Source organism: Mucilaginibacter sp. P4_A11, assembly GCF_056402535.1.
Window position 1 is genome coordinate 23,911 of sequence record NZ_JBFUHE010000005.1, and the last position, 15,551, is coordinate 39,461.

The 15,551-nt window shown below is 42.0% G+C and carries 9 protein-coding genes; 5 read left to right on the forward strand and 4 right to left on the reverse strand.

Going from position 1 to position 15,551, the window contains the following annotated elements; translation table 11 throughout:
* The first annotated feature begins 55 nt into the window (after positions 1 to 55).
* Positions 56 to 2,707, forward strand: coding sequence for a non-ribosomal peptide synthetase (locus AC1DUD_RS11385; protein WP_477374684.1), 2,652 nt, complete (start codon positions 56 to 58; stop codon positions 2,705 to 2,707).
* A gap of 78 nt (positions 2,708 to 2,785) precedes the next feature.
* Complete coding sequence (locus tag AC1DUD_RS11390; RefSeq protein WP_477374686.1) at positions 2,786 to 3,928, forward strand: acyltransferase family protein; 1,143 nt, start codon at positions 2,786 to 2,788, stop codon at positions 3,926 to 3,928.
* A 3-nt stretch (positions 3,929 to 3,931) separates the two neighbouring features.
* Here the strand turns inward: AC1DUD_RS11390 and AC1DUD_RS11395 are convergent, their stop codons facing one another.
* The 4 genes from AC1DUD_RS11395 to AC1DUD_RS11410 are packed head-to-tail and all read right to left on the reverse strand — an operon-like array spanning position 3,932 to position 6,485.
* Positions 3,932 to 4,483 (reverse strand): hypothetical protein, encoded by a 552-nt coding sequence (locus AC1DUD_RS11395; RefSeq protein WP_477374688.1) that lies wholly within the window; start codon positions 4,481 to 4,483, stop codon positions 3,932 to 3,934.
* Between the two features lie 13 nt (positions 4,484 to 4,496).
* Entirely contained in the window at positions 4,497 to 4,832 is a 336-nt protein-coding gene (locus AC1DUD_RS11400; RefSeq protein WP_477374690.1) for an STAS domain-containing protein, read from the reverse strand.
* Between the two features lie 4 nt (positions 4,833 to 4,836).
* Positions 4,837 to 5,973 carry a PP2C family protein-serine/threonine phosphatase gene (locus tag AC1DUD_RS11405; RefSeq protein ID WP_477374692.1) on the reverse strand — a complete coding sequence of 379 codons (1,137 nt, stop codon included), beginning with the start codon at positions 5,971 to 5,973 and terminating at the stop codon, positions 4,837 to 4,839.
* A gap of 11 nt (positions 5,974 to 5,984) precedes the next feature.
* Entirely contained in the window at positions 5,985 to 6,485 is a 501-nt protein-coding gene (locus AC1DUD_RS11410; RefSeq protein ID WP_477374694.1) for a hypothetical protein, read from the reverse strand.
* A gap of 75 nt (positions 6,486 to 6,560) precedes the next feature.
* On the opposite strand from AC1DUD_RS11410, the gene AC1DUD_RS11415 reads away from it, so the two are divergent.
* The 3 genes from AC1DUD_RS11415 to AC1DUD_RS11425 all read left to right on the forward strand — a co-directional run bounded on the left by AC1DUD_RS11415 (position 6,561) and on the right by AC1DUD_RS11425 (position 15,551).
* Positions 6,561 to 7,484 carry a glycosyltransferase family 2 protein gene (locus AC1DUD_RS11415; protein ID WP_477374696.1) on the forward strand — a complete coding sequence of 308 codons (924 nt, stop codon included), beginning with the start codon at positions 6,561 to 6,563 and terminating at the stop codon, positions 7,482 to 7,484.
* Entirely contained in the window at positions 7,481 to 8,656 is a 1,176-nt protein-coding gene (locus AC1DUD_RS11420) for a glycosyltransferase family 2 protein (RefSeq protein ID WP_477374698.1), read from the forward strand. The genes AC1DUD_RS11415 and AC1DUD_RS11420 overlap by 4 nt, the downstream gene beginning before the upstream one ends.
* A 196-nt stretch (positions 8,657 to 8,852) precedes the next feature.
* A complete protein-coding gene (locus tag AC1DUD_RS11425) occupies positions 8,853 to 15,551 on the forward strand; it encodes an amino acid adenylation domain-containing protein (RefSeq protein WP_477374700.1) in 6,699 nt (2,232 codons plus the stop codon).

The following is a 15,551-nucleotide window of genomic DNA, read 5'->3' on the forward strand; positions in this document are numbered from 1 at the left end:
GGAAACAAGGTTGATAATTAATTGAATCAGGAATAATAGCAATATAAAAATAATTATGGATGCCCCTCTGAATACCGACGTTATAAGCATGTTAAACAATACTGCCGTAGATTATCCGAAAGAAAAGGCACTTATCCATTTAACTGCGGCTGCTGCAAACCAATACCCGGATAAAGTTGCGCTGAAATTTCAAGAGCGTGTTTTTACCTATAAGGCGCTAAACGAAGCTGTAAATAAGCTTGCCGGCTTCCTGATTGATCAGGGGCTTAAAAGAGGCGATGTTGCTGGTGTTGCACTTGACCGCTCTCCTGAAATGGTGATGTCTTTACTGGCTATCATGAAAACCGGTGCAGCTTATGTACCACTTGACCCTGAATATCCGAAAGACCGCATCGAATTTATGTTGGAGGATTCATCGGCTAAGATCCTGATCACTTCAGAAAAATACCACAATCATTTTGCCGCTAACTCAACCGAAGTTTTGATTGAAAATGCGCTGGAGAAGTTTCCATCTTATCCTGTAACTGAACCGGAAACCGGTGTTAATGGCGAAGATCTTGCTTATATACTTTATACATCCGGCTCGACAGGAAAACCCAAGGGCGTTCAAATTCGTCATTTCAGCCTGATCAACTTTTTGGTAAGCTGCCAAACGGTTCCCGGATTAACGCCGGCTGATAAAGTATTAGCTGTAACTACCATATCATTTGATATTGCCGGACTGGACCTGTATTTACCATTAATAACTGGCGCTGAACTTTTATTAGCTGACTCGGTAACAGCAAAAGATGGTCGCGCATTGGTTGACCTGGTTAAAGCCGAAGATGTAACTGTAATGCAGGCCACTCCTTTTACCTGGCGTATGATGCTGGTATCGGGCTGGGATAGCAAATTGCCTTTAAAAGTTTATTGCGGAGGTGAGGCTTTTCCGAAGGACCTGGTTACACAGTTATTGCCTAAATGTGAAGAGATCTGGAACCTGTACGGCCCAACTGAAACTACTATTTACTCAACCATAAAACAGATTACCACCGATGAAGATATTACTATCGGTAAACCTGTTGCCAATACCCAGATCTATATTCTTGATGAGGCACTTAATAGCCTTACTGACGGTTCAATAGGTGAAATTTATATAGGAGGCGATGGTGTTGCCGTTGGTTACCTGAACCGTGCCGAACTGTCGGCCGAGCGTTTTGTGAAAGATATCTTCTCAACTGTTGATGGTGCCCGCATGTACCGTACCGGTGATTTAGGTAAGATCAGGCAGGACGGCGAAATTGTTTGTCTCGGCCGTATTGACCACCAGGTTAAGGTACGAGGTTACCGCATTGAACTGGAAGAAATTGAACAGAACCTGTTAAAGCAGGATAATGTTAAACAGGCTGTAGTTATAGCCCGTGAGGATACTCCGGGAATGCCACGCCTGGTGGCTTATGTAATTTCTCCCGAGGTAAAAGAAGGTATCGAATTGAAAAACCAGTTTGATGCCTGGCAAAAAGGTTTGCTTAGCGTTTTACCTGAATATATGGTTCCTGATGATTTTGTCGTGATGGACGCCATCCCTATTACTCCGAATGGTAAAATAGACCGTAAAGCGCTACCTAAGCCTGATTACAATATTATTTATCGCGAGGGCGAGTTTGTTGCCCCCCGTACCGATAATGAAAAACTGGTTGCTAAAATATGGCAGCAAAACATGGGTATTGAACAGATCAGTATCCTTGATAATTTCTTTGAATTGGGCGGTCGCTCATTAGTTGCGGTGAAAATTATGGCTGCTATTGAACAGGAAACCGGCAAGCGTTTGCCATTGGCAACACTGTTCGAGCATGCTACCATTGAGAAATTGGCGGCAAGACTTGAAGGAAATGAGGCTATTGGGTGGGAATCATTGGTACCCATTAAGCCGGAGGGCAGTAAAATGCCTTTGTACATTGTTCATGGAGCGGGTTTGAACGTATTATTGTTTAACGCACTTGCCATGAACATGGATGCTGAGCAACCTGTTTACGGTCTGCAGGCTCGCGGTTTAAATGGTATAGATGAGCCTCTCGATGTAATGGAAGAGATTGCGGCTAATTATATTGCCGAGATCGTTGCTAAAAATCCTGAAGGCCCGTATGCTTTGGCAGGATACTCCTTAGGCGGTATTATTGCTTATGAAATGGCAAACCAGTTGATAGCAGCCGGTAAAGAAGTAAAAATGGTAGCCATGTTTGATACCTATGCCGAACGTTCAGACGTAAATGATAGCAAGTCTAAAAAGATAGTTGACAAAACAGCGTTACGCGCCAAGCAATTTGCACACAGCTTTGTATTATTGGCCGAAGACCCTAAGCGTACCATTGAATATAAAGGACTGATGCTTAAACGCCAGTTAATAAAGCTTTACTGGAAAGTATTTAAACCCAACAAAAAGCGGGAAGGCTTTTTTGCATATGATAATGAGATTGACGAGGCAAGTGAAAAAGCGCTGCGCAACTACATATTGAAGCCCTTAAACATAACCCTCGATCTGTTCAGGGCAAAAAAACGTACTTTTTACATGGAAGATTTTGAGTTTTTGGGCTGGAAACCATTTGCGCTTAAAGGTGTGAACGTACATGAAATTCCGGGTGAGCACAATACCATATTTGCTCCGCCAAATGACAAGGAATTTGCCGAAGTATTACAAAAGTGTTTGGATAGGGTGGCAAAAAGTTAAACTGTCCGCCACTAACCACTCGCAAAAACAACCGTGTTAAAACTTTAATTACAATGAGCTTTACCGGCGGTGTTACTTATGAATACAACTACCGAACAGAATTTAAGATCAACAGGCAAAGCAAGGGTTTATTTCTCCAACTTAAACGGAGTAAGGGCTCTTGCTGCGCTTATGGTAGTAATATCCCATATCGAACTACATAAGATTGACTATCATGTAGCCAGGATTCCCTATATAACTATATTTAACTTCGGTAAAACAGGGGTTACAATCTTCTTTGCATTAAGCGGTTTTCTTATCACTTATTTGCTGCTTGAAGAAAAACGCAATTTTTCGGCCGTGAATTTCAAGGCATTTTATATCCGGCGTATGCTCCGGATTTGGCCGCTATATTTTTTACTGGTAATTATAGGTTTTTTCATCTATCCCGGCAAGGGTGCCTCAACAGGTCTTTGGTTATCTATATTTTTTATGCCTAACCTGGCATTTTGCCTGCAAATGCTGCCTGAGATTTTTAATCCCATCTGGTCAATTGGCACTGAAGAACAGTTCTATATCTTTCATCCGCATTTTTTCAGGATAAAAAAGCCTAAAAACATCCTCTATGCATTCCTGATTTTTATTGTTTTGATATGGGCGTTACAACTAACTATAAACAACCTGAATCATGCCAATGAAATATGGAAACTTTTTAGCCAGTTTTTTTACTATGCCCGGTTTGATAACATGATGATTGGCGCAGTTGTAGCTGTAATATTTCATAATACAAGGCATCCTACATTTAAATTTAAATTGCAACCACTGTTTGATCTGATGTTTAAGCCTTACATACAGATAATATTATCCGTTATTTTCCTGGGATATGTGTATCTGTATCTCATTCACGATATCCCTCACGGCGATATACCATTGGCTATTATCTCTTCGCTGCTAATTGTTAATCTTTGCCAGGCTGAAACCAGTATTTACACTATAAAAAGTAAAGCACTTGATTACATTGGCCAAATCTCGTACGGTATTTATCTACTGCATAAATATCCGTTGTTTTTGATCCTTTACCTTGTACATCATTATATCCCGACGATGAACATGGCAATGCAGAACGTTATTATATATGTGGCTACCATTGCCTGTGCCACCGGGCTGGCATCGTTATCCTATTTTGGATATGAAAAACCATTCCTGACTATTAAGAAACGCTTTCAGAAAATTACACAGTAATATTTATCGCTGTTTAAGCTCAATTATCGAGGTGAAAGTATTTACCCCGGTTCCGGGTTTATGTTTGTAGTTAAATGCATCGCTGGCGCGTGCAATGATCATCAAACCATAATGTTCATTTAGTCCCATAATGGTTTCCCTGTCAACATATCTTACGTCAAAATCTTCGGTAAAAAACTCCAGCTGATTGCTGTTTTTTACCCGCCCTTTTAATGTGCCAAAGTCATCGCCGTAAATAGCAATTTCATTTTGGGTAAACTTGCTTTGTGTTAGCGGCCAGGTTAACAAGGCCTGCCGGGTATTAATTTGCAGAGGCCTTCCCTTATCCTGTTTACTTATATATAGTTTGTCATTTTTTAGATCGATCCCGATCCGGGTAACATCATCCCCCATATGTTTGAGCGAATTGGTAAGCAGCTCAAGCAGGATAATTTTTATCCTGAACCCCGCGTCGTCATCAACTATATCTTTTGCTATATTTTTTATATAGCTGATGATCTGTACGGTTAAAGGATAAATACCTTCGGTTTCATTATTAAAAACAAACTTTTTCAAGATAGTAATTTGTTTATGCCCTGGTTAAAGCCTCCTGTGTATTTGTATAGATCTTAAACACTTTGTCAAGCCGCACCAATTGAAACAGTGATCGGATATCACTATTTAAGCCAACTACGGCAATATCTCCCCCATTATTTATGGACAGTTTAAGTGCCGATACCAATGCGCCTAAAAAAGAACTATCAATATATATTACCTGCTCAAAATTTACAATAATATATCTATTTCCATTATTAATCAAGATAATCAATTCCGATTTAAACTGATCAGAATTTGCCAAATTAGCCTCTTTAAGTTGTATGTCAGCAATTAATGCACTATCATGCAGATGTGTTTGTAATATCATTTAGCTATTTTTTTTGAATAAATATTAAACTGCAGTCGTCAATTTGGTCTTTTGCCTTTTCGCTTAAGAAGCCATCATTTTTTAAAGTAGCGAATGAATCTGTTTTACCAAGATATTTTGCAACTTCATCAATAAAACCATTCAGGTCTGTTTTCTTTCCTGCCGCTGTCTCCTTGTCAATTAATCCGTCGGTTATCAGCATTAATTGATCACCTGGTTGCATGGTAAACAGATTTTCGTCAAAGCCACCTTCTTTACTAATCCCAAGTAATAATCCGGATGAGCTGATCATGTTGAGCTTCATTTCTGTACGGCTAAAGTATAACAGCGGTAAATCGCCGGCCCCGGTATAACTCAGCGTTTCATTCTCCGAATCAATCATGATAAGTGAAAGTGTCGATAAAACTTCGCTCACAACAGGGTCATGATAAATAACGGAGTTGATCTTCTGCATGATGCTTTTGGTTGATATGTCTCCTTCCGAAACACATAACCTTACAGCAGCTCTTATATAGCTTAGGTAACCAAATGAAAAGAACCAGGCTCCCCATTTTTTCCCCATAACATCGCCCAGGATAATAAAAGTATACCTGTTATTGATCGATATGGCGTCGATAAAATCTCCACCCGGGTAATTCTCAAATGATTTATGCCAGAAATCTATTTCAAAACCATTGATGCGAGGTGTTTCCTGCGGAACGGAATATAAATTCAGCGCCATGGCGGCGCTGCTCAGCTCTCTTATTGTATGTTCGTGCCGTTCACGAATGCTGTTCAGATAATTATTGATCTTTGAAATAATAAAGGCAATGGGCGTATCCTTATCAATGTAATCAATAGCATCCAGGCTGATCCCAGCTATCATATGCGCATGATCAGTAACAGATGTCAAAAACATAAAAGGGATATTTTCATACTCGGGTATAGCCATTAAGCTTTGCCTGAATGCAAAACCGTCTGTACCGGGCATTTGATAATCAGACAAAATAAGATCAGGGATTTCATCTTTGAGCAAGATCATAGCTTCTTCTACATTAGTAGCCCTGCGGGTGGCAAAGCCATCTTTTTCCAAAGCCTGACCTATAACCATCAAAATAAGAGGGCTATCATCAACCAGGAGTATTTTTGGAGGCTTCGGCATAATCTTAATGTTCAGGAATTGATTTTCCGGAGTATGGCGTTTATAAACAAATATACACCTGTTAATACGATTAATACGGATATTACATCCATTAAAGTTATGCCATCATCTTTCGAAAAATAAAAAATGGTGAACATTTCAAAATATGGAGGTGCCGGCATTATAATCATCGCTAAACCAAGAATGATCATGGTAACGGCAATTGCTATCAAAACAACGCGCTTCAACTTTTCGTGAAACAGGTATTTTTTTGATTCCTTGCTGTCAACCGGATGTTGGGCAAGCAAAAACTCAAGGTTATTTACCATGTCCAGGCGATTTTGGTCCTCGTTTAAACCACTAAAGACATCAAATTTCTGCGGAGGAGCATTAAGCTCAATTGCACTATTTATTTTTTGCTGTATGGCCCTAATCTGTTCTTTATCAATATTTCCCTTCTTTAGCAGTTGTATAAGTTCATCGGCTTTTGTATTAAGCAATGACTCATCATTATTTGGTAGGTTATTCTTCAAAGGAATATAGTGATATAATTGGTTAACTTTTACTGATATTAGCCGTAAAAAGCAATATTGATAATAACGCCTTAAATGAAAAAAGTTTCTATTGTTACTGTAAATTTTAATCAGCCCTTTATCACCGAAGAAATGTTATTATCGATTAAAAATACGAGTACTTATAATAATATAGAAATAATTGTTGTTGATAATGCAAGTAAGACAGATCCGGTTCCGGGCTGGAAGGTAAAATATCCTGATATTATATTTGTCCGTTCGGAAATTAATCTCGGTTTTGCGGGCGGTAATAACCTTGGGCTCACAGCTGCAAACGGCGACTATATTTTCATGGTGAACAATGACACCGAATTTACCCCCGGCTTAGTTGAAAAACTGGTTGAAGTAATGGATGGAAATGATGCGGTAGGAATGCTATCGCCCATGATCAAATATTTCAGTGATAAAAACCTGATACAATATGCCGGCTACACCCCCATGAACTACTATACCTGCCGCAATAGCGTAATAGGCTTAAAGCAGAAGGATGAAGGCCAATTTGCTCATATCACCGCCCCTACTGCCTATTGCCACGGCGCCGCAATGATGATCAGAAAAGAAGCCATTGAAAAAGCGGGCATGATGTGCGAAACCTTTTTCTTATACTATGAGGAGGTTGATTGGTGCGAACATATCAAAAGAGCGGGTTTTAAGGCATGGGTCTGTACCGATGCGCTCATTTACCATAAAGAATCCGTTTCGGTAGGTAAAAAAAGTAAGCTCAAAGAATATTTTATGAACCGCAACCGGATCCTTTTTACCCGCCGGAATGCCCCGCTGTTTAAAAAGATCTTCTTTTATTTTTACTTTTTGCTGCTTGTGGTACCCCGCAATCTGATCAACTACATCAAAGAAAAACAGTACGGATTTATCCCCATGCTGTTGAAAGCTGTATGGTGGAATTTCACCCATTCAAAAAACAGCAGCAATTTAGGATACCCCATTAATACCATAGGATGAAAATAGTTTTAGCCATAAGTCTTTTTATTGTTTTTTACACTTTTGCCGGATACGGCATTTTCCTTTACCTGATCATCAGGATCAAAAGGGTTTTTAAAGGCATGAAACCCCTCCCTTCAGAGAACCTGGATGGGCTTCCTTCCTGTACGTTGATCATAGCCGCTTACAACGAAGAATATTTTATTGAACAGAAGATCAGCAACAGCCTGCAGCTTAATTATCCGGAAGGAAAGCTGAAGCTGCTTTTTGTCACCGACGGATCATCAGACAAAACACCTGATATTATTGCCAAATACCCGCAGATACAATTGCTGCACAAGCCAGAACGGGCGGGCAAAATAGCCGCTGTACACCGCGCCATGGAATATGTTGATACCGATGCTGTTGTATTTACCGATGCCAACACCTTTTTAAATAGGGATGCCTTAATAAAGATATGCAGGCATTACAGCGACAAAACCGTTGGCGCTGTTGCCGGCGAAAAGCGCGTACATATTGATGAAAGTGCGGACGCGAGTGCGGCCGGTGAGGGCTTTTACTGGAAATATGAATCGGCGTTGAAAAAATGGGACTCAGAATTGTACTCCGTTGTAGGAGCAGCGGGTGAACTGTTTAGTGTACGCCGTTCATTGTATCAGCCAGTAGAGCCGGACACAGTTTTGGATGATTTCATGATTTCTATGTTAATAGCAGCTAAAGGTTACCGCATCATTTATGAGCCTGAAGCATACGCTACCGAAACAGCGTCCGAAAATGTTTCGGAAGAATTGAAACGAAAAGTGAGGATAGCTGCTGGGGGCATTCAGTCTATTTTACGATTAAAAAAATTATTTAACCCGTTCCCCTACCCGGTTTTATCATTTCAATATATCAGCCACCGGGTTTTGAGGTGGACCATCACCCCATTTCTGCTTATATTATCGTTTATCTTAAATATAGTCTTGGCGTTTAAGTCAGGCGAAACATCTATGCAATACTTGTTATTGGCACAGGTATTGTTTTATATACTTGCCTTGCTTGGCTTAATGATGGAAAAGCGGCAATTGCGCATAAAAGTTCTTTTTATTCCCTATTATTTCTGTGTTATGAACTATGCTGTGCTGGCCGGCATCATCCGGTATTTTAGCACCAAGCAAAGCGCAGTTTGGGAAAAGGTACAACGAAAGCAGTAAAACATTGATTATAAGTTAAAAGGAAAATTATTTTATAGTTTAATATATTGAATGAGTGAAAATATATCATAAAATAATCAGTGGTAAAAGAAGATAAGATTAAAAAAATTATCTTCAGTTGCTTTTTTGAATTACCTGCCAACTAATTAAAAAGTATATTTCGGCTGCTAACCACAGTCATACCTTATTGATCCTGATGAATATTGAGCCGGGGATTATTTTAAAAAACGGGGAATCTATTGCCCCTAATGTATACGACCTATTTGAACAACAGCGGATAAAATTACCCGATGCCATTGCTGTTGTTCATAATAGTGATACGCTTACGTATCATCAGCTTTATCAAAAGGCTGATGATCTGGCTTCGGCCATTTTAAATCATTATCCCGATCCAGAAATAATTGGTGTAAGCGCAAGCCGGAGTATCCAAACTATAATTGGTGTATTAGCTATATTAAAAGCCGGCAAAGGTTACCTGCCACTTGATCCTGACTACCCTAAAGACAGGCTTGAAACAATTATTAAAGATTCGGGGATTACAGTATGTATCACAGCTTCGGATAAAGAGCATTTGTTTGAAGGCTTGCCTGTCAGTATCCTGCTTTCAGATGTAGTTCAAGAAGTCGCTGCTAAATCATTGCAGCGACCTGATGTGGTAGATACCGCTTATGTTTTATATACTTCAGGTTCAACCGGCACCCCCAAGGGGGTAGCTATGGGTAATGCCGCCCTGGTAAACCTGCTTTTATGGCAACAGGAAAATTCCATTTCTGCAGAGGGAATTAATACGTTACAGTTTGCACCCTTAACGTTTGATGTATCCTTCCAGGAAATCTTTGCTACGCTGGGCACCGGAGGCACTTTGTTTTTGGTTGACGAGGAATTAAGGATCGACCCGGTTAAACTGCTACAGTTTATTGACCAGCATGCTGTTAACCGCATCTTTTTACCGTTTGTAGTATTGCAGTACCTTACCGAGGCTGCTATTGCGAATAATTATATTCCGGTATCGTTAAAAGAAGTAATGACGGCCGGGGAGCAGTTGAAGATCACCCCGCAGATAGTAAGCTTTTTTAATGCCTTGCCGCAATGTGTGCTTTATAACCAGTATGGCCCAACTGAAACGCACGTAGTTACTCAGCTAAAATTGGATGGAGATACCTCATTATGGGCCGCGCTCCCTTCTATTGGTTCGGCTATCAGTAATACAGAGATCATATTACTTGATGAAAATCTAAGTCGCGTTGCTGATGGTGAAACAGGTGAATTATGCGTTTCGGGCATAAGCCTTGCAAACGGCTATCTCAACAAACCTGAACTTACAGCCGAAAAGTTTATAGACTGGACAAAGGACAATAAAACGATCCGAATTTATCGTACCGGCGATCTGGCTCGTTTTATGGGCGATGGAAGCATCGAATACCTTGGCCGTCGTGATACGCAGGTTAAAATACGCGGCAACCGTGTAGAAATAGGAGAAATTGAAGTACTGATAAGCCAACTTGATAATATAAAACAAGCAGTGGTAACTGCCCCGGCCGATGCAGCCGGACAAAAAAGATTGATAGCTTACCTCGTATCATCAGGCGATAGAGAAGATACGGAGGCAGTGCGCAAATCTCTCGAAGGGCAGCTTCCTGATTTTATGCTGCCATCTGCCTATGTATGGTTGAAGGAACTACCTAAAACCACCAGCGGTAAGGTCGACAGGAAAGCACTACCTAAGCCGGATATTAAACGGCCCGAACTTGACGTACTTTACAAAGCGCCATCAAATCCAACAGAAAAAAACATAGCAGTTGTTTTAATTGAGTTACTGCAGTTTGATAAGATAGGCGTTGATGATAACTTTTTCCAGTTGGGAGGCAATTCATTACTTGCTTTAAAAACGGTAGCACTATTAAAACAACGTTTCAATTACGAAGTACCGATCACCAAATTATATCAATATCCAACCATTGCAGGTATAGAAAAGCTGATTAACGGAATAAACAAACAACCCACTCCCCTTTCAAAACACCAAGCAAAAACAACCGGTGGCAACAACGACATTGCTATAATTGGTATGTCCGGTCGTTTCCCGGGAGCTGATACCGTTGACGAATTTTGGCAAATGCTGGCCGAAGGACGTGAAGGCACAAGCTTTTTTACCGAAGAGGAGTTGGACAAATACGTTCCCCTTTATGAAAAAAACAACCCGGCATATGTAAAAGCGAGGGGCATCCTTAACGGTGCCGACGAGTTTGACGCCGGATTTTTTGGGTTTAACCCTCGTGCCGCCGAACTGATGGATCCGCAGCAACGGATCTTTTTAGAGCTCGCCTGGGAAGTATTGGAAAAAACAGGCCATTTACCTCAAAAGTATGATGGGCTTACCGGTGTATTTGCAGGCTGCGGATATAACACCTATTACAATAATAATGTATTAACCAACCCCGAAATTGTTGAAACAGTTGGCCATTTCCAGGTACGTACCCTAAACGAAAAAGATTATATAGCCACCCGGACAGCCTATCAGCTAAATCTGAAAGGTCCGGCTGTTGCGGTGTATTCGGCATGTTCAACTTCATTGTTAGCTATCACGCAGGCGGTGAGCAGTATCCGTAGCGGCCAGTGCCAGGTAGCTATTGCAGGCGCGGCATCTATTACTTCGCCTATAAAAAGCGGTCATATTTACGAAGAAGGTTCTATTATGAGCATTGATGGTCATTGCAGGCCATTTGATGCCGAAGCTTCGGGTACTGTTTTCAGCGATGGCGCCGGCGTAGTATTGCTAAAAAGTCTTGAAGATGCACAGCGCGATGGAGATAACATTTATGCTGTTATTAAGGGCGTTGGCGTAAATAACGATGGTGCCGAAAAAGGCAGTTTTGGCGGGCCAAATGCTTTTGGCCAGGCTGGTGCCATAGCCATGGCCATAGCCGATGCCAGGATAGATGCCTCAACCATAAGTTATGTTGAAGCACATGGCACAGCCACCCCACTGGGCGACCCGATAGAAATTGAAGGCCTTAACCTTGCCTTCGGCCAGCAGGATCAAAATCAGTTTTGTGCTATAGGCTCTGTAAAAAGCAACTTTGGTCACTTAACGGCAGCCTCCGGTGTTGCCGGACTAATTAAAACAGTGCTCGCTATGCGGCATGGGCAAATCCCGCCTTCGCTGTTTTTCAAAAATATCAATCCCAATATCGACATTGAGAACACGCCATTTTTTGTCAATGCGGAACTTAAACCGTGGAATGCGGAACTTAAACGCGCCGGTATCAGTTCTTTCGGCGTGGGCGGAACCAATGTACATGTTGTATTGGAGGAATATAAAAAGCCAGGGCCTGTTGAGCCGGGTATTGATAAGCCTCTAAAACTCATCAGTTGGTCGGCCAAAAACGAGAATAGTTTAGCTAAGTATGCAGGTAAACTGGCAATTTTCATCAATAGTAATAAAAGCATTGATCTTAATGATGTAGCCTTCACCCTGCAAACCACTCGGGCTGATTTTACCTACCGCCGTTTCGTGATAGCGGCCGATACCGATGACTTGCTGGTAACGCTAAATGCTGCCAATACAGATCCATCATCTACAAAAAAACTCAGTACTATCCCTGCGGAAGTAGTTTTCATGTTCCCTGGGCAAGGTTCGCAATATGTAAACATGGGTCACGACCTGTATCAAAACGAACCTGTTTTTAAAGATGCGGTAGACGAGTGTATCAGCCTGTTGCAAGACACTATTCACAGCAGCCTGCTTGATGTGATCTTCGCTGATCCGGTAGATCAGCAATCGGCTTCAAGGATTAAAAACACCCTTTACACTCAACCGGCGCTGTTCATTTTAGAATATGCAACGGCAAAGTTATGGATGAGCAAAGGGATCCAACCCGCTATACTGATGGGGCACAGCATTGGCGAATTTGTGGCGGCGCACCTTGCCGGTGTGTTCAGCCTGAAAGATGCTTTAACACTGATCTCTGAACGGGCACGTTTGGTAAGCAGTGCTCCGCATGGTCAGATGCTGTCGGTACGTATAGAAGAAGAACAGCTAAAGACTATATTGCCGGCCGGGCTCTCCATCGCAGCCGTAAATAGCAAAAAACTCTGCGTAGTAGCCGGCCCTGAAGATGCTATAACTAAATTTACTGAAGAGCTCTCCGGAAAAGGGATTCCTGCAAGATTGCTTTTAACCAGTCATGCCTTTCATTCATTAATGATGGATGATATTGTGGAACCGTTTAAACAGGTAGTAAAATCTGTAACATTAAACAAGCCGGTTAAGCCCGTTGTATCAACAGTGACAGGTACCTGGTTAAGTGAAGCCCAGGCAACCGATCCTGAATACTGGGCGCAACACTTGCGCAGCACAGTTCGCTTTGCAGCCGCTTTGGATACAGTGACAGAAGATGATAGCCGCTTACTGCTTGAAAGCGGCCCGGGAAATATCCTCGCTACCCTTGCACGTCAGCATACTGCGGGTAAAAACATTTCTATTATTTCCGGCTTCGAGCAAAATGATACTTTAACTGAAGATCACAGCCTGTTAAAAGCATTGGGCCAGCTATGGCTAAATGGTATTGAACCAAACTGGGAGGCAACTTATTTGGGCCAAAACCGTAAAAGGATTGATATCCCAACCTACGCTTTTGACCATAAACGGTATTGGCTTGAGCCTACTGTAACAATAAATATTGTTCCGGAAACCTTAACACAACAACAAACAAATACAAAACCCACGCAACCTGTACTGATGAGGAAGGATATTTTAATTGATAAACTAAAAGAGATTTTTGAAGACGCTGCCGGTATTGAGATAGATATGGCTGCCACCGGCATGAGCTTTATTGAAATAGGCTTTGATTCTCTTTCGCTTACGCAAATAGCTACCAATCTTAAAAAGGTCTTCAACGTACCCGTTACCTTCAGGAAATTGTTTGAAGAATATAATAGTCTCGAACTGCTTGCTATTTACCTGGATAACAACTTACCTGCCGATGCATTTCAGCCACAGGTAGCCCCAGCTGTTAACCCGGCATTTCAACACGGTGAAACTAACGGAACTGCACAACATGCAATCCAGCACCATGCGCAGGTTATTCCTTCGGGTAATAACGTAACTCCCGGGTACCCTGCGGCAGGCCAGGGAAGCAATGATATAGCCATCAGCTTAATATCTCAACAGCTGCAATTATTAGCCAGCCAGCTAACACTTATCCAGGGTAATACACCCGCTGCTGTGCAGGCTCATCCTGCGCAAACGTATAACTCACCTGCTCCTGTTGTGGTGCCAGCTAAGTCCCTGTTATCACTTACTGCTGATTTTACGCAAGAAGAACAAGCTGAACTGAAAAAACCTTTCGGCGCAACTGCCAGGATCGAAAAACAAGTGCAGGGCCTGAACGATAAACAGCAGGCATTTTTAAAAGATCTTACAGAAAAATATAACGCCAAAACAAAAGGCAGTAAGGCGCAAACCCAAAAAGACAGGTCATATATGGCCGATCCGCGTGTTGTTAGCGGTTTCCGCCCTTTAACTAAAGAGATTGTTTATCCATTAGTGGTTAACCGATCAAAAGGTAGCCGGGTTTGGGACATCGATGGTAATGAATATATAGATGCACTGAACGGTTTTGGCTCAAATTTCCTTGGCTATCAAACTGACGTATTAAAACAAGCTGTTTTAGATCAGGTTGAAAAAGGTTATGAAATAGGCCCGCAGCATGAGCTTGCCGGCGAGGTTTGTAAACTGATATGTGAGTTTACCAATTTTGATAGGTCTGCTTTATGCAACACAGGCTCTGAGGCTGTTTTGGGAGCAATGCGTATTGCGCGTACGGTAACAGGCCGGTCACTTATTGTGGCATTTAATGGCTCATATCATGGTATTAATGACGAGGTTATTGTTCGCGGCACCAAAAAGTTAAAAACCGTACCTGCTGCTCCCGGCATTATGCCCGAGGTAGTACAGAACATGCTTATCCTTGATTATGGTACTGAAGAATCACTGAAAATAATAGCTGAACGTGCTCATGAGCTGGCAGCCGTTTTGGTTGAACCAGCCCAAAGCCGCAGGCCGGATTTTCGCCCTATCGAGTTTTTGAAACGGGTTAGGGAAATCACCCGCCAGTCGGAAACTGTTTTGATTTTTGATGAGGTGATCACCGGTTTCAGGATGCACCCGGGCGGTGCGCAGGCGATGTTCGGCATCAAGGCCGATCTTGGCACCTACGGTAAAGTAATTGGCGGTGGGATGCCTATCGGCGCCATTGCCGGGATCAGCAAATATATGGATGCTCTTGACGGCGGTAACTGGCAGTTTGGTGATGATTCATCGCCCGAAGCCGGTGTAACTTATTTTGCGGGCACATTTGTACGCCATCCGTTGGCTTTGGCTACGGCAAAAGCATCGTTAAACTACATGAAGGAAAAAGGCCCTGCCTTACAGGAAGGACTTAACGCCTTAACTAAACGCCTTGCTGATGCACTGAATGCCATTTGCGAAAAAGAAGGCCTGCCATTACATATCCCTTCATTCGGCTCATTATGGAAAATCAAATTTGATTATGAGCTGGCTTATGGTGAACTGTTATTTACGCTGATGCGCCTTAAAGGCATCCATATCTGGGACCTTTTCCCTTGCTTTATTACGGCTGCCCACACTGATGAAGACATAGACCAGATCATCAGTAAATTCAACGAAAGTATATTTGAACTAATTGAGGCTGGCTTTATGCCAACTAATAAACCCGAGCCGGTAAAAGCCGAGCCTGCAAAAAATGGTTTGCCAGCCGAGCCTCCTGTACCAGGTGCAAAACTGGGCCGCGATAAAGATGGTAACCCCGGATGGTTTGTAACTGACACAAATAATCCAGGAAAATATTTACAGGTAAAGATCAGCAATAACTAA